General features: G+C 57.7%; 15 protein-coding genes. 7 read left to right on the forward strand and 8 right to left on the reverse strand.

Going from position 1 to position 16,081, the window contains the following annotated elements; translation table 11 throughout:
- The 5 genes from R6V78_RS19170 to R6V78_RS19190 all read right to left on the reverse strand — a co-directional run.
- The coding region (locus tag R6V78_RS19170) for a LemA family protein (protein ID WP_410290997.1) at positions 1 to 414 on the reverse strand (414 nt) is incomplete at its 3' end.
- Positions 415 to 729: 315 nt separating this feature from the next.
- Positions 730 to 1,584 carry a DMT family transporter gene (locus R6V78_RS19175; RefSeq protein ID WP_410290998.1) on the reverse strand — a complete coding sequence of 285 codons (855 nt, stop codon included), beginning with the start codon at positions 1,582 to 1,584 and terminating at the stop codon, positions 730 to 732.
- A 103-nt stretch (positions 1,585 to 1,687) separates the two neighbouring features.
- Positions 1,688 to 3,571: an anaerobic carbon-monoxide dehydrogenase catalytic subunit gene (cooS, locus tag R6V78_RS19180; protein ID WP_410290999.1), complete on the reverse strand. Its 1,884-nt coding sequence runs from the start codon at positions 3,569 to 3,571 to the stop codon at positions 1,688 to 1,690.
- Between the two features lie 21 nt (positions 3,572 to 3,592).
- The gene (locus R6V78_RS19185; protein ID WP_410291000.1) at positions 3,593 to 4,192 is read right to left on the reverse strand and encodes a 4Fe-4S dicluster domain-containing protein; all 600 of its coding nucleotides are present in this window, start codon (positions 4,190 to 4,192) and stop codon (positions 3,593 to 3,595) included.
- A 104-nt stretch (positions 4,193 to 4,296) separates the two neighbouring features.
- Complete coding sequence (locus tag R6V78_RS19190) at positions 4,297 to 5,526, reverse strand: NAD(P)/FAD-dependent oxidoreductase (protein WP_410291001.1); 1,230 nt, start codon at positions 5,524 to 5,526, stop codon at positions 4,297 to 4,299.
- Between the two features lie 266 nt (positions 5,527 to 5,792).
- Here R6V78_RS19190 and R6V78_RS19195 point away from each other — a divergent pair, with 266 nt between their 5' ends.
- From R6V78_RS19195 to R6V78_RS19220, 6 genes are all read left to right on the forward strand, one after another.
- Positions 5,793 to 6,695: a LuxR C-terminal-related transcriptional regulator gene (locus tag R6V78_RS19195; RefSeq protein WP_410291002.1), complete on the forward strand. Its 903-nt coding sequence runs from the start codon at positions 5,793 to 5,795 to the stop codon at positions 6,693 to 6,695.
- Between the two features lie 203 nt (positions 6,696 to 6,898).
- Positions 6,899 to 8,140: a class I SAM-dependent methyltransferase gene (locus R6V78_RS19200; protein ID WP_410291003.1), complete on the forward strand. Its 1,242-nt coding sequence runs from the start codon at positions 6,899 to 6,901 to the stop codon at positions 8,138 to 8,140.
- A 97-nt stretch (positions 8,141 to 8,237) separates the two neighbouring features.
- Complete coding sequence (locus tag R6V78_RS19205) at positions 8,238 to 8,624, forward strand: pyridoxamine 5'-phosphate oxidase family protein (protein ID WP_410291004.1); 387 nt, start codon at positions 8,238 to 8,240, stop codon at positions 8,622 to 8,624.
- 85 nt (positions 8,625 to 8,709) lie between these two features.
- Positions 8,710 to 9,660, forward strand: a complete 951-nt coding sequence (locus tag R6V78_RS19210) for a YbgA family protein (RefSeq protein ID WP_410291005.1) — start codon at positions 8,710 to 8,712, stop codon at positions 9,658 to 9,660.
- A 314-nt stretch (positions 9,661 to 9,974) separates the two neighbouring features.
- The gene (gene katG / locus R6V78_RS19215; protein WP_410291006.1) at positions 9,975 to 12,170 is read left to right on the forward strand and encodes a catalase/peroxidase HPI; all 2,196 of its coding nucleotides are present in this window, start codon (positions 9,975 to 9,977) and stop codon (positions 12,168 to 12,170) included.
- Between the two features lie 74 nt (positions 12,171 to 12,244).
- Positions 12,245 to 12,445 (forward strand): hypothetical protein, encoded by a 201-nt coding sequence (locus tag R6V78_RS19220; protein ID WP_410291007.1) that lies wholly within the window; start codon positions 12,245 to 12,247, stop codon positions 12,443 to 12,445.
- A 27-nt stretch (positions 12,446 to 12,472) separates the two neighbouring features.
- On the opposite strand, the gene R6V78_RS19225 is transcribed toward R6V78_RS19220, so the two are convergent.
- On the reverse strand, positions 12,473 to 13,144 hold the full coding sequence (locus R6V78_RS19225) for a CBS domain-containing protein (RefSeq protein WP_410291008.1): 672 nt from the start codon (positions 13,142 to 13,144) through the stop codon (positions 12,473 to 12,475).
- A 23-nt stretch (positions 13,145 to 13,167) separates the two neighbouring features.
- On the reverse strand, positions 13,168 to 15,006 hold the full coding sequence (locus R6V78_RS19230; RefSeq protein ID WP_410291009.1) for a GNAT family N-acetyltransferase: 1,839 nt from the start codon (positions 15,004 to 15,006) through the stop codon (positions 13,168 to 13,170).
- 422 nt (positions 15,007 to 15,428) lie between these two features.
- Between R6V78_RS19230 and R6V78_RS19235 the strand changes: the two genes are divergently transcribed.
- A complete protein-coding gene (locus tag R6V78_RS19235) occupies positions 15,429 to 15,629 on the forward strand; it encodes a cold-shock protein (protein ID WP_410291010.1) in 201 nt (66 codons plus the stop codon).
- A 257-nt stretch (positions 15,630 to 15,886) separates the two neighbouring features.
- Here the strand turns inward: R6V78_RS19235 and R6V78_RS19240 are convergent.
- On the reverse strand, positions 15,887 to 16,081 hold a 195-nt coding region (locus R6V78_RS19240), incomplete at its 5' end, for an acyl-CoA dehydrogenase family protein (protein WP_410290995.1).

Genomic DNA, 16,081 nt, shown 5'->3' on the forward strand with positions numbered 1-16,081 from the left:
GTAGTAGCGCCGGGCCAATTGAATCTGGTCTTCAATATCCGCCAGCTGCCCTTGAAGATCCTGAAAATTCTGGTTGGCCTTCAGTTCGGGGTAGCCTTCAGCCACGGCAAACAGACGAGCCAGTCCGCCGGTCAGGGCACTTTCCACCTGCTGTTTTTGTGAAATATCCCCTGTTTTGAGACTCTGCGAGCGTAATTGGGTCACTTTTTCCAACAGGTCCCCCTCGTGTCGCATATACCCCCTGACGGTTTCAACCAGGTTGGGAATCAGGTTGGTGCGGCGTTTGAGCTGCACCTCAATGCCGCTCCAGCCCTCCCGGACCATGTTGCGCAGACGAACCAGCCGGTTGTAAAAAACGACCAGCAGTACCGCCAGCAATCCGGCACCTGCCAGCAGCGATAACAAGATAACCATGCGGCCCCCCTTTCTGAGTGTCAGTCATCTTATCGCCAGCTGCCCGGGAAATATCAAGTCCAATGTGATCAACAGGCAATGAGTCAAGACACTTAACTTCCGGTCGGGGGCACAACCAGTCAGGGGTCGGTTCCGTACTTGGGGACGTTGCTCCTCAGGGCGGGCAGGGGTATGTTCGGTAGGCGTGCGGCATGGGTGCGGTTCCAGTCAACCTGCCGCAAGGGCTGCGCGATGCGCAGATGTTCGATGGCAACAGGTCGGGTACCAGGCGGTTAAAGGGTCAGGACGGTGGCGATGTCCGCAGCATAGCGCGACTCATCGGCTATGCTGCGCATTTGATCTTTCCAGAATTACCAGCGCGATTCCCCCAAGTATGGCTGCGGAAGCCAACACCAGGCGCGTGGTTATCGATTCACCGAGGAACACGATACCACCCATTGCCGCGATGACCGGAACGCTGAGTTGTACTGTCGCCGCGCTGGTTGCTTTTAACGCAGGCAATACGGTGTACCAAAGGGCGTACCCTATTCCGGATGCCAGTGCACCCGAGGAAACCGCGTACCCAAACCCCGCACTGTCCAGGGAGGCGCCGCGATACATCAAAAGGCTCAAGGCCGCCGAGATGGGGACAGCACGCAGGAAATTCCCCGCCGTGACTTTGGTGGGATCGCCAGCACCTCTCCCGCGAAGAGAATAGACGCCCCATGCAACCCCGGCGCTCAACATCAAAACAGAGCCTGCCAAGGGCGGCGCAGAAAGGCCCGGCATCAAAAGACCCACCAGTCCTCCAAGAGCGAGCACCAGACCGACGGCCTGCATTCGCAGCAACCGTTCCCCGGACCAAATGCCATGACCGATCATCGTTGCCTGAACAGCGCCAAAGAGCAGCAGCGCGCCGGTTGCCGCAGTCAAGCTCAAGTAGGCAAATGAGAAGCCGGCCGCATAAGCAAACAACCCAAACGCAGACAGCCAGTTGCCATTGCCGGTACCTTTGCCGTGACGCACTCGCACGACCAGCCAAAGCATCACCGCTCCGGAGATCAATCGAATCGTGGTGAAGCTGGCGGCATCGATGCGGGTGTGTTTGAGGGCAACCCGGCAGAGCAGTGAATTGCCCGCAAATGCAATCATGGTCAGCGCGGTCAGCGCAATAACGCGGAAATACGACATCGAATGTTTTCCTAAACACGATCAATCGAGTATGAACACTGGCTCCCGGCCAACAGCGCTTTATTCGTCGCTCAATTGAAGATGCATAGCCTTGGATTGAATTTTATTCCACGCTGCGCGCATCCAGCCCCAAGGCCCTGCGCTTACCTTCGATGGTCCGGCGCAGGAAGAGAGCTGCCTTTTCCGGGTCGGGCTCCACGGCGAATGTGGCCCCCACCACCTCCTTGAGGCCGGACGTGAGCAGGTTGACCACATTCATGCTGCCGGTGATGGGCGGCATGGGGCCCAGATGGGTGGTGACACCCGAGGCCACGAAATAGGTGCCGATGGTCACCGCCTTTTCCGAATACCACTCCGGCGCCGAACCAGCCACGGGCAGATCGCAGATATCCACGCCCAGGGCATCGGCCAGCGCCGACACCAGCACCAGGATGCGCACGTTGTCGACGCAGCTGCCCATATGCAGCACCGGAGGGATGCTCAGGGCGCTGCAGACCGCCCGGAGGCCCGGCCCGGCCATGGCGGCTGCCGCCGGCACCTTGAATCCGGCCTTGGCGGTGGCCACGGCCACACAGCCCGTGTCCACCACGAGGATATCATTTTCGATGAGCCGCCGGGTCAGGGTCACATGACCGTAATCGTGCTTGATCTTGGGGTTGTTGCATCCCACGATGCCCACGGCGCCACGAATTTTTCCCGCCTTGATGGCATCGATCAGCGGCGCCGGCGTACCGCCCAGCGCACCTATAATGGCTTCCACCGAAAATCCGCCAACGGCCTCCTGGGGCGCCACCGGGATGAAAACAGGACCACGGTTGGCGTAGTTTTCAACCGCCGCGCGGACAACTTCCAGGGCTTTTTTCTCGGCGTTGTGCGGGTGAAATTCCTGGTGCGCCATATGGGGGAACCTGGCCTTGTCGCTGGTGCTGACCATGCGCGTATGGTAGCTGGCGGCCACCTTGCCCAGCGAGGGCATGATACACTGGTAATCCACAATCATCATGTCAACGGCGCCGGTGGAGAGGATCAGTTCGGTCATCAGGTGGTTGCCCGCCATGGCGATGCCCCGGCGCATGAGCAGTTCGTTGCCTGTACAGCAGACCCCCACCAGATTGATCCCCATGGCACCCTTGGCTTTGGCCAGGGCAATAAGATCCTGTGACAGGCAGGCTTTGGAGACCATCTCCGACACCACCGGGTTGTGTCCGTGAACCACGATGTTGACCTGGTCGGCCTTCAAGACGCCGGCATTGACCATGGTGGGGCGCGGGGTGGGCACGCCGAAAAGGATATCTGAGACTTCAGTGGCGATCATGGAGCCGCCCCAGCCGTCGGACAGGGCGTTGCGCATGGCTTGCAGCAGCAGGCTCTGCCAGTTGTTGTCCACCCCCATGTGGGTACGATGCATCATTTCCGAAGTTTCACGGTCGATTCCCCGGGGGGTCAGGCCGAACTTATCCCACACCTGGCGCCGCTTTTTGGGCGCACGGGTGACCATCTTCACCGCCTTCTGGCGCATACCGTAGTCTTCCATCATGGCCTGGGCCAGTTCACCGGCGATGGTCAACGGCTTTTTGTTCTGGGTGGTGACGCCGTACTCCTGGGCCAATCGCCTGAGCTTGGCTTCGTCGCGGATCTTGTAGCCGATGGCGCTGCCGTCGGCTACACCGGCCAGCACCTCCACCAAATCACGCCCGTGGTCGGAGTGGGAGGCGGCACCTGCGGCGATCATGCGGCACAGGTTGCGGGCCACGATGATGTCGGCATCGGCGCCGCAGACACCAGTCTGGGGCCCCTCACCGAACGGATCCACCCGGCATGGTCCCATGATGCAGATGCGGCAGGAAAGGCCCATCTCGCAGAAGCCGCACTGGGGCTGCTGGGCCTCGTGGCGCGCCCACACCGTTTCGACACCGTCCTGCTGCGCTTTTGCGAAAAGCCGATCCCCATCCTGGGTAACCGACAAACTTTCTCTGGGATCAAACATGGCGTCCTCCTTGATTTCTCTTCAGCTGCCGCTGAGCACGATTTCAGATTGTTTGATGGATTTGAGCAAGGCCACGCCGGCAGGCATGGCCGGCTGATCCACGTCCGTTGACATGCTGCGGGCCACGGCCCGGGTTTGTCGCCGCATGGCAGCATCCATCTCCTCATAGGTCAGTGCCCCGGCTTTGCAAATCTCAACGCACGCAGGGATCAGGCCTTTAGCCACCCGGGCACTGCAGTTGTCGCACTTCACGGCGATGGCATGCCCGGACGGACCCAGGGGGTCTTCATGGAAACGGATGACCCCATATGGACAGGCCATGGCGCAGGAAGCGCAGTTGATGCACCGGTCCGGGTTGATCATTACAGTCCCGACACTGTCGCGTCGATAGATGGCACCGGCCAGGCAGGCCATCTGGCACGGAGCCGGATCGCAGTGGCGGCAGCGGTTGGGAAAGCCTTCGTTGAAGCGGCCTGATCCCACGTGGATCCTCGGTTTGGGCTGAGGCGTCTCCTGCACGGCGGCAACCAGTGTCAGGCTGCGCGAGTGGGCCGTCGCGCAGGCCAGCATGCACTGCATGCAGCCCACACAGCGTTTTGGGTGGACAACGACTTGCTTCATGTTTCCTCCTTATTTGAAATCGGACGTCGATGGGGCGTTCTGGTTCGATTCTTGTGCGCACAAGAAAATAAACGCGCTCCTTTTGGGGTGCGCTTAAGCATGCTTCAATGGAGCAGCCGGCCGAAGTTGAATCCGGATGCGATGAGGCTCTCGGGAGGCAAGCGGATGGGGATTCGATTCTCAATCAGCGACCGCAGTACACCCCCCTGTTCGATGCCGTTGATCATCACAGCCCCCACCAGGACATCGTCTCTGATCACCAGGCGCCGGTAGTATTTTTCAGCGGCACCACTGGTCTGCACAATCCGGTAATCACCATCTCCCCGAGGGTTGGCGTTGCCTACGGTGAGCACATCCAGGTCAAAGACACGCATCACATTGCGGCTCAGGCTGCCGGGATAGGCCACCGACCGGCCGGCCATGTTCAGGCCGGCCACCCGCCCCTGACCGGCTGCTTCCGGCCACAGGGCGTTGACCCATCGGCAGCCCCTGGCGATGTCCACCATTTCGGCCACGTCGCCGGCAGCATATATGCCCGGCACGCGGGTCTGCAGGTGTTCGTCCACCACCACACCCAGATCCACCTCAATCTGTCCTTTGGGGATAAAGGTCCGGCACGGCAGCACCCCCTTGCCGATGATCACCATGTCGCAGGGAAGGCGGGTACCGGCATCGGTGACGGCCGCCTGGACCGACCCGTTGCCCTCGAATGCGCACACAGTGACACCCACTTCCACAATCAAGCCCGCGCCAACCAATTCATTCAGAATCATCCGGCCGGCGGTTTCATCCACCTGCATGGAAAGTGGGTATTCCGAGGCAATCAGCATGGTGACACCCAGCCCACGCTTGAGCAGCCCGTAGGCGGCTTTGAATCCCACCAGGCCGCCGCCGAGAACGACGGCCCTGCGGGCGCCCTCGAGAGCTGACAGCTGCTGTTTCACGTGCTCCTGGGTTCGCATGTAAAAGATATTTTTCAGACCCAACCCTTCCGCTTTCAGGGGCCGGGCATCGGCACCGGCGGCGATCAGCAGGCGTTCGAAATCGACCCGCGTACCATCGGCCAGCAGCACTTGCCGGTTATCCACATCAATGCTGTCGGCCCGCTGCCCGAGCAAGGCAATGATTTTCAGATCGTCGTAAAAATGGTCGGAGCGGATGGGAAGTCTGCCATGCGGCTGGGAACCGTCCAACACCTGGCTGATCATGGGGCGGCTGTAAGGTGGGAACGTCTCGTCACCGATGATGGTGATATCTGCGGTCGCATCCTGCATTCGAATGGCCTCGGCCCCAGACACCCCGGCGATGCCGTTGCCGATAATGACGTGTTTCATCTGGTTCCTCCCGGTTGATGTCCTAAAACCGCGGGACGGAAAGAGGAAAGAATGGTTGCGTAGGAGATGAAAAGTGTAGGCACTCCGACGAGAACTCTATCGGGTTGCCGGCATTGTCGTCAAGCAATAAATCGGCCTGAAGGCGACAGATATCCGATGATTGACGGATAGAGGCCCTTTGCGAACAACATTGCCCTCTTTGGACTTATATGCTAAATTTCCAACTGTTCCTTCCTTCTTTGCGCTTACGAACTATGGGGCTAACGATGAACGACAAAAATGTTCGATCTGGAACCAGTCCGACACCTCTTTGCTATTCCAGCGAAGAAGCCCGTACGGTGCTGGACTCGCTCTCCGCCCACATTGCTATCATTGACAAAAACGGGGTCATTCTAGATACAAACCGCGCCTGGCGGGACTTCGCGGTAAAAAGCGGAATGCCCGAGAGATATGACGCCATCGGAGTCAACTATTTAGCCGTTTGCGATGCAGCCAATGGTGAAGATGCCACCCATGCGCAGGCGGTGGCCAGCGGAATAAGCGACGTGATCAGTGGACATGTGGATGAATTTCTCTACGATTATCCCTGCCACGGCCCTGACGGCCCTCACTGGTACTACCTGCGAGCCATCCGAATGTCCGGAGACGGCCCGCTGCGGGTAGTTGTCAGCCATGAAGAGATCACAGCCTTAAAACTTTCAGAAGAGGCCCTGCGAAAAAGCCAATTGCAGTTGACCCAACAGAAAGTGGAACTGGAGGAGGCCAATATAGCGCTAAGGGTCCTGCTGAAACAACGCGAAGGGGACAAGTCCGACCTGGAGCAAAAAGTCATCACCAACGTTAAAGAGATGGTGCTTCCCTACCTGGAGAAGCTCAAGCGCGTCGAACTGAAGCCCAAAGACAAGACGGTGGTCGACATCATCGATTCCCACCTGCACGACATCATTTCTCCGATGATGCAAAAACTGGCCAATGCCAGCATTATCTTGACACCTCAGGAAATACAGGTGGCATCCCTGGTCAAAGACGGCAAGGCGAGCAAGGAGATTGCCGACATTTTAAATGTTTCGGAGACCACGGTTCATTTTCACCGTAAAAACCTGCGCAGGAAATTTGGGTTGAGCAACAGCCAGACCAACCTCAGAAGTTACCTGATTTCAATTTCGTAAGGGCTCAATGCGCCGGGGCGTCGAGGGAGAGCAACAGCCACGCATCGATTGAATCCTCCCCGCGGCAAGCTGCAAGGAAAGTTCGGTCTGAATAGGTTTTACCCCCCACTCACCTGTTAACCGCTTCACATGGCTCACGGGCGTGTGCATGTTTAGATTTGTCCATGCGACTTGGCATGCACCTCAACCGTGTGGAGGGAAAAATGAACGCAATTGATTTAAACAGTGTTGCCGATATTGTTTTTCAACTTAAATGGGACAGCCAGCACGCCTCGCACAGTGAGTGCTATGCTGCCCGGGGCGTCAACCTGTGGCGGGACTGGCTTCCTGACAGCGTAAGGCGGTCGCTGATGGGCAAACATTCATGGGAGCAGGTTTGCGTCGGCTTTTCACCGGGCGAGCTGTACGGAAATAGCACTGGAATATTGAATATTGACCGCAAGCAGTTCTCGATGCAACCCCAAAACGGCCGTTTTTATCCCAAAGGTCGCATCAGCGGTCTGCCCGGTGTGTTTCCCCAGAACATGCAACCCTTTCGTTGTGTGGGGGTTAACAACGGCCACATGGCGGTTGATGCCGCCCACCCCCTTGCACCGCATCCACTTGCGCTTTCCATGACCATCGGCCAGGTATCCACTAAAGATGGCGAGCGCGGCGGCAGCAGTGTGGACTGGGTGGGCCAACTCACCGAGGGCCCCGGCATGCAGGCCCGCTGGCAGGGTATGCCTACGGATTTTTTCAGCGATGCCCCGTTTATCCGGCAGGATGAACAAGCGGACAGCCGCTTCTACGGGACCCCCCGACTGGTGCATCATCTGGACGAAACCGCTCGGGAGATGGTCGCTGACCTATACAAACGGTTCGTCAAAGATGACATGCAGGTACTGGATCTAATGAGCAGCTGGGTTTCTCACCTTCCCAAAGGGATAAAACCGGCCAGGCTCAGCGGGTTGGGCATGAACCGCACTGAGCTGGAGCAGAACATGCAGTTGACAGACGTTGAGGTGCATGACCTGAATGCAGATCCGGTCCTGCCCTATGGCAGCGATTCTTTCGATGTTGCCATCAGCACTGTTTCCGTGGAATACTTGACGCGGCCCCTGGCCGTATTCGCCGATGTGGCACGCGTGCTCAAGCCCGGCGGCGTTTTTGCCGTCACTTTCTCCAACCGCTGGTTCCCGACCAAAGTGGTCCGCATTTGGGAATGTATCCACGAATTTGAGCGCGTCGGGCTGGTCATGGAGTACTTTTTGAGAAGCGGTGCTTTTGACAATTTAGGGACTTATTCCATGCGCGGCCTGCCGCGACCGCGGGATGACAAATATGCCGCTGAGTTACCTTTTTCAGATCCGGTTTATGCCGTCTGGGGTATGAAATCAGCTGCATCGAGTGATGGGCGCCGGCTGCCAGTGTCGCCTATCGCTATTCAAGGCCCGCCCCGGTGATTTTTACCATGGTGATTTATCTGGCTGAAGCGCAAGAATGGCCCATGGGGTAGATCGTGGGCAGACAACTCACAAAAATTTAAGTTAGGAGATGTCGATGAATCTGAAAACTTATTTTGAGGAAACCAAGGGAACGGGTGTACTTTCAACGGCGGACGATGGGGGTCGGGTCAACGCTGCCATTTATGCGCGACCCCATGTGATGGATGACGGCTCGCTGGCCTTCATCATGCGCGACAGGCTGTCCCACAGCAATCTTCAATCCAACCCCCACGCCGCCTACCTGTTCCGCGAAGAGGGCTTCGGATACAAGGGTATTCGCCTTCACCTGACCAAAACACATGAGGAGCGTGGCACGCCCCTGGTCAAAGAGCTGTGCCGGCGATGCAGGATCGATGACAAGCCCGACGCGGTTCGGTATCTGGTAGTTTTCAAGGCCGACAAAGAACTGCCGCTTATCGGTTCGGGTGAGTCGCCTGAATAGGATCACGTTTGGTGTTTTTCCTTAATTCGACGCGTGCTAGGTTCGATCAGACAGCGGCGGTTACCCGCAAACCAGAGGCTCTCCTATGACATCATCAATCAAGATCGGCGTCAGCGCCTGCCTGTTGGGAGAAAAGGTTCGCTTCGACGGCGGACACAAACACAACCGTTACATAACCCAGACCCTGGGGCTATTTTTCGATTTTGTCCCCGTTTGTCCAGAAAGTGAATGCGGTCTGGGAATTCCCAGAGAGGCCATGCGTCTGGTGGGTGATGTGAACAGACCCCGTCTGGTAACCAACAAAACCAGCATCGACCACACCGAAAAAATGCTTTCCTGGGCCGCCGGCCGGCTGGACGGATTGGCGAAGGAAGACCTCTGCGGCTTCATTTTTAAAAAGGATTCCCCCAGCAGCGGCCTCCACCGCGTCAAAGTATATAATGAAAAAGGCCAGCCAGTGAAAAGCGGCCGGGGCTTGTTTGCCGCCGCCTTCACCGATCGCTTTCCGCGCATTCCCGTTGAGGAAGAGGGGCGGCTTCACGACCCGGTCCTGCGGGAAAACTTTATCGAACAGGTGTTTGCCCTGAAACGATGGCGGCAGGTTTTGGAGAAAAAAAAGACCATGGGCAGTCTGGTGGCGTTCCATACTCGGGAGAAGTTGCTGCTCATGGCCCACAGTCCCAAAAATTACCGGGAGATGGGGCAGCTGGTGGCTGCCGGTAAAAGACTGCAGGGTTCCGACCTCTACGACCAATATGAAGGCCTGCTGCTGGATACCCTGGGTCTGAGGGCAACGATCAGCAAACACACCAACGTGCTGATGCACATCTTAGGCTACTTCAAAAAGCAGCTTTCCGCAGACGAGAAGAAAGAAGTCCTTGAACTCATTAATGATTACCGCAACTGCAACATGCCGTTGATCGTTCCCGTGACGCTGCTGAACCACTTCGTACGCAAATACAACCAGCCCTATCTGGCCGAACAGACCTACTTGCGTCCCCACCCGGTGGATCTCCAGTTGCGAAACCACGTTTGATGGTTTTCGATATGCGCCAACGCCTGCGCGGTTCGGCGAATTTGCAGTTGACTTCTTAGTGGAAATCATTTATTCGATAATTATTATCCTTTAGGTTTCATTCCTATAGTTGCCGTCGAGCCTGCAGCTGGCCCCGCAGGCGGTCCCTTGCCGGTCAGCCATGCCCAAAAGGGATGTCCAGGCCAGGCACGTTCCCTTTGGATGACTGGCAATTATGGATCCAGCTGCTTGAATCAAGGTCAATCGGCAGGAAGCAACATGGGCCATCTAACCCGGACCTTACCCAAAAACCATACCAAACAGGAGGAAATTTTATGAATATGGATAGCAAGTGCCCGGTAACGGGTGGCGCTCCCAAACCCACTGCAGGGGGCGGCACGTCGAACCGTGATTGGTGGCCGAACCAGTTGAAGCTCACCCTTTTGCACCAGCATTCCCCTTTGTCCAATCCGATGGACGCGGCGTTCAACTATGCTGAAGCGTTTAAGCGTCTCGACCTCGATGCCCTGAAGAAGGACCTCTATGCGCTGATGACCGACTCGCAGGACTGGTGGCCGGCCGATTACGGTCACTACGGGGGGCTCTTCATCCGGATGGCATGGCACAGCGCCGGCACCTACCGCATGGGCGACGGCCGCGGGGGCGCGGGGTCCGGCTCCCAACGCCTGGCGCCCCTCAACAGTTGGCCCGACAATGTGAACCTCGACAAGGCGCGCCGTCTGCTTTGGCCGATCAAGCAGAAATACGGCAGGAAAATCTCCTGGGCCGACCTGATGATCCTCGCCGGCAACTGTGCATTGGAGTCGATGGGCTTCAAGACCTTCGGCTTCGGCGGCGGGCGCGAGGACGTCTGGGAGCCGGAAGAGGACATTTATTGGGGTTCTGAGGCCGAGTGGCTTGGCGACAAGCGCTACTCCGGTGACCGTGATCTCGAGAACCCGCTTGCCGCCGTGCAGATGGGCCTGATCTACGTCAACCCGGAAGGGCCGAACGGGAACCCGGATCCGATCGCCTCAGGCCGTGACGTCCGAGAGACTTTTGCGCGCATGGCCATGAACGACGAAGAGACCGTCGCCCTGGTCGCCGGCGGGCACACCTTCGGCAAATGCCATGGCGCCGGCCCTGCGTCCCATGTGGGGCCCGAACCCGAAGCGGCCGGCATCGAGGAGCAGGGACTCGGCTGGAAGAGCAGCTTCCGCAGCGGCAAAGGCGGCGATACAATCGGCAGCGGCATCGAGGGCGCCTGGAAGCCGAACCCGACCAAATGGGACATGGGCTATCTGACCGTGCTGTTCAAATATGAGTGGGAGCTGGTCAAAAGCCCGGCCGGCGCGAATCAGTGGCTGGCCAAGGACGTGGCCGAAGAGGACATGGTGGTTGACGCGCACGACCCGTCTAAGAAACACCGGCCGATGATGACCACGGCGGACCTCTCACTGAAGTTCGACCCCATCTACGAGCCAATCTCGCGGCGCTACCTGCAGAACCCCGAGTCGTTCGCGGACGCCTTCGCCAGGGCGTGGTTCAAGTTGACACACCGCGACATGGGCCCCCGTTCGCGCTATCTCGGCCCTGAGGTCCCGGCAGAGGAGCTGATCTGGCAAGACCCGGTGCCGCCAGTCGATCATGAATTGATTGGCGCACAGGACATCACAGATCTCAAGGGCAAGATCCTTGCTTCAGGCCTTTCTGTTTCCCAACTGATCTCGACGGCTTGGGCCTCGGCATCCACCTTTCGTGGCTCCGACATGCGCGGCGGTGCGAACGGATCACGCATCCGTCTCGCGCCGCAGAAGGATTGGGAGGTCAACCAGCCCGAGCAGCTTGAGACGGTGCTGGGAACCCTCGAGGGGATCCAAAAGGCCTTCAACCGCGCGCAGTCAGGGGGGAAGAAGGTTTCGCTCGCCGATCTGATTGTCCTGGGCGGATGTGCGGGTGTCGAACAAGCGGCGAAGCGTGCCGGCCACGATGTGACCGTTCCCTTCGCGCCGGGACGCACGGATGCCACCCCGGAGCAGACCGACGCGGTGTCATTCGCCGTTCTCAAACCGGCTGCAGACGGATTCCGAAACTACCTCAAAACCAAATACAGCGTATCGGCAGAGGAACTGCTGGTCGATCGGGCGCAACTGCTGACGCTGACCGCTCCCGAGATGACGGTTCTCGTTGGGGGCATGCGCGTCCTGAATGCCAACTTCGGACAGTCCCCGCACGGCGTCTTCACCAGTCGGCCGGAAACGCTCACCAATGACTTCTTCGTGAATCTGCTCGATACGCGCACGACGTGGAAGGCCACCTCGAAAGACGAAGAGGTGTTCGAAGGGCGTGATCGCGCCAGTGGCAAGCTCAAGTGGACCGGCACCCGCGTCGACCTCATCTTCGGTTCTAACTCCCAACTGCGGGCCTTGGCGGAAGTCTATGCCAGTGAGGATGCCCAGATGAAGTTCGTGACCGACTTCGTGGCGGCCTGGAACAAGGTAATGAACCTTGACCGCTTCGATCTGGCCTGATCGAGGCATAAATGTCTTCGGTGGCCCATGAAGCGTATTCTGAACTGAAAATCGGATGATCAGGAGGAGATCCCATGGCGGAGAAGAAATTCAAACAGGTGTGCGCGTGTAAAAACTGCGGCAATGAAGCCGAAATGGAGATCACCTGCTCCCTGGAGGAGGGGAAAACAGCCAAGGCAACACCTCGTGTCGTGGCCAAGCGTGCGGGCACAACCGAAGGGCATGCCGTCTGCAGCCACTGCGGCGGCGAGGCCGACATCTGGCTGGACATCTGACAGCGCTGAACGAAACCCGCACGTCAGTCAGCGCCGCTGATGGAGGTACCATTCGATGGGGTCAAGAACGTCGTAGCCCATATTGCGCAGTTTCTGCTTCAGATTGACCACGTTCTTGGCAAATAGATAAGGGAACACGGCTCGCTTGCCGGGGCTCCAGTTTCTGTAAACGAGAATGGAGCCGAAGGAAATGTTCTCCGAAACCAGGGCGTGGATGACATGCTCCATCTCTTCGTTTTTCTCATCGACCACGATGCCCAACAGTGCGCCCGGCTCCTTGATGCCCATCACATGGATAAACGCATTCAACAGATCCCGGTCTGAAACGATGCCCACCACCTTGAGGTTCTCATCCACGACCGGGAAGGCTCCCACCCTGGTTTTTTCTATCAGCAGCAGCGCATCCTGAATGGTTGAGGACAAAGACACGGAAACGGGATCCTTGGTCATTATTTCCTGAACCAGGACGCCGGTGAGCCTATCGGTTTCCATCTCCTCGATCCCGTGGTCGTGAAAGAACTTCGACGGCATGGCGCTGCGAACATCACGGTCGCTGACGATGCCGATGAGGGTGCGGTCCGGTCGCGTCACCGGGAGGTGGCGGATCCGATAGCGGATCATCAGCTGTTTCGCCTCGGCGATATCCGAGTCTCTGCCCAGGGTGACCACATCTTTCGTCATGAATTTACTGATAAACATGGGACACCTCCCTTATCGTTAACTCAATCGAACGGAATGGTGACATGGTAGACACCGTCTTCCATGTCCGTCAAAACCGGCAGGCCGCCCTTATGAAAAACCTTCATCATGGCGGCATTGGAAGCGAGGACGTCAGCCCAGAAGCCCTTGATGCCCCTCTCCTTGGCCAGCCTGACGAGAAGTTTGAAAAGATAGGTGGAAATGCCCAGGCTCTGATAGGCCTCGTCAACGACAAAGGCGATCTCAGCCTGCCGACCATCCGGATTCACGAGGTACCGGGCTTCGGCGACGACAACCCCCATACCGGGTTTACCGGCAACACCGACAATGGACATCGCATCGCTCCAGTCCACGTTGACGTATGTCTGCATCCGGGTATGCGGCATGGCCTTGAGAGACGAAAAATAGCGATAGTAGACCGATTCGTCGGAAAACCGGTAAAAAAGCCGCCGCATCTCTTCTTCGTCCGAAGGCCTGATGGGGCGGAACCGGATCTCCACACCGCCCTTGAACTGGTGGCACTCGTTGATGTGTGAAGGAAAATAACGAATGCTTTCCGCCAGGTAGATCTGATCCCGATAGAGGATGTTTTCTCGCTTTGCCGCGGCGATCAAGTCGACGCGATCATCGGGATGGGCGATTTCAATCAAGGCCTGTGCGCGTTCCCGGAGCGTGAGTCCCTTTAGGCTGGCCACGCCGAATTCAGTCACCACATAATCCACAGCCTCTCTGCAATCGACCCGGTTTTTCAATCCCTCGATGGATGTGGTGATGGTGGCCTCACCCTGGCGGCTGCGGCTGGGCAGCCCGAATACCGTGTAACCCCCTTCCGAGATCTGGGCGCCGTTCAGAAAGGCGAGCACCTCGGCCGGTCCGGACGCCACATTGCCAAGGCCCGTATGCAGGGCGATTCTTCCGGTAATGTCCGCGCTCCTGGCGGAAATGATGGCTACAAAACGAGGATTCCGGCCGATGCTCAGCGGATCGAAGACCTTGTCCACCGGCTGAAATTCCACCGCTGGATTCTGGTCCAGCCATTGAAACAGTTCCGCTGTACCGCAGGCATAGGAAGTGATCGACTTTCTTCTGAACAGCTCTTTGCAGCGGTTGGTGACCGCGCCGCTTTTCACCAGATCCATCAATGCGTCACTGAAAAACGGAGAGTGGACGCCCAGATGTTGTTTGCCGGCCAGTGCGCGACCGAGAGATTCAAACAACGGCCCCATAGAAAAGGCAATACAGCTTTGATCTTCAATCAGCGGTTCGATGTTGGCGGCGATCAGATTGTAGACCGGCTCGGCAGACCACCGTTCAAAATACACCGGCGGCTCGTCCGATTGCACCAGCATGTCGAAGGCGGAAATCTGAACAAACGTGTCACCCAACGTGCGCGGCACCCGGGTGTTTATCTCTCCCACCACGAGATTGGCCTGTTCCATGGCCAGCCGGGCGACATCCACGGAGACCCCCAGGCTGCAGTACCCATCCTTGTCCGGTGGGGTAATCTGCACAAAAACGATGTCCACCCGGACCTTGCGCTTTTCCAGGAGTTCGGAGATGCGTGACAGGTAGCAGGGAATCAGGTCCACATGGCCTGCGGTGATCGCTTCGTCGGCCACCCAGCCGGAGAAAAAGGTCTTCAATCGAAATTTTTGACTCTGAAGGTTTTTCAGCGATATGGCATCGGCGAAGCTGACAATCTGGATCAATTCGAGATCCTGCAGCTTGGCGCTGTGGGCTGCCATCAGGTGTTTCACCAGCGTGCGGGGTTCCGCCGCCCCGGTGGAGAGGAAGACGCTCATGCCGGGGCGTATCCGTTCGAGGACGGCGTCCGCGGGGACCAGCATTTCCTTCCATCCCATGGGTCACCCCCATTGTGTCATTGCCCTCGTTGTCGAGGTTCAACAATGGACGGGAATCGCCTTACGCATCGCGCGGCAGAAATAAAAATCGGGGAGCCATCAACGATCAGACGCTTGTAAAAAGAATAGCACAAGCCGTTGTTACGTCAAGGAAATTGTATGGATGCCATCCCAACCTGGCCTGATGCGAAATGGCAAGTCTATCGGCAGTCTGTCAGGAAAACCACGTGCAATCCACTGGAAAATGACCTATGATAGGGTTTAATTAAATTCGACCCGGCAGGCCTCGGCCAGCGTGACAGGCCGTTCGCCGGGAGCGTCGGAGAAAAAACCAGTGGGTTCACCGCGAACGTGCCGGTGAACGCCTTAAAGGGTTTAATCCTCGGATTTGCGCCAGGACACAAACAAAAGAGAGGCTTCTGATGGAAGGTCACATTAAGTGGTATGACGAAAAGAAACGATTTGGGTTTGTCACCACCCAAGACAACGAAGATATTTTCCTGCATGTTTCGGGCATTAAGGAATATGGCCATTTTGGCCTGCAACGCGATGACCGGGTGGAATTCGAAGTCAAGGAAACGGCCCAGGGCAAACAGGCCGTCAACCTGAGACCCGCCAAATAAAGGTCTTTCAGATTCGGCGGGCACCCGTCTGTTCAGATTGGGTGCCCTGCTTTTCCCCCCGCCCCTTCGCCTCCTCCCACCCAAATGTTCCCTGTGCATGAAAACCCAGGTCGACCAACGCCGATGCTTGGGTGCGCGGATACCAGGCAGCGATTGCCAGAAGCACCGGAAAGCAAAACGGGAAATAAAAAAAGGATCGAGAAACAACCTGCGGGCCATGTTCCTCGATCCTTCAATTTACAATTTTTCGATCCGGCCTAGCGGTTGGCCTTGCGGTACCCCAGCTGATCCAGGGCAATGATCCACTTGCAGATGTTGGCCGACCCCTCCACCATATAATAGGTCGGCGTGTCACGGTAAAACCGCGCCACCGGATACTCCGTCGAATATCCGTAAGCGCCCAGTATGCGCATGGCATAGTTGGACGCCTTGTTGACCGTCTCGCCGGCAAA

The sequence above is a fragment of the Desulfosarcina sp. genome (assembly GCF_046496365.1).
GTDB lineage: Bacteria > Desulfobacterota > Desulfobacteria > Desulfobacterales > Desulfosarcinaceae > Desulfosarcina.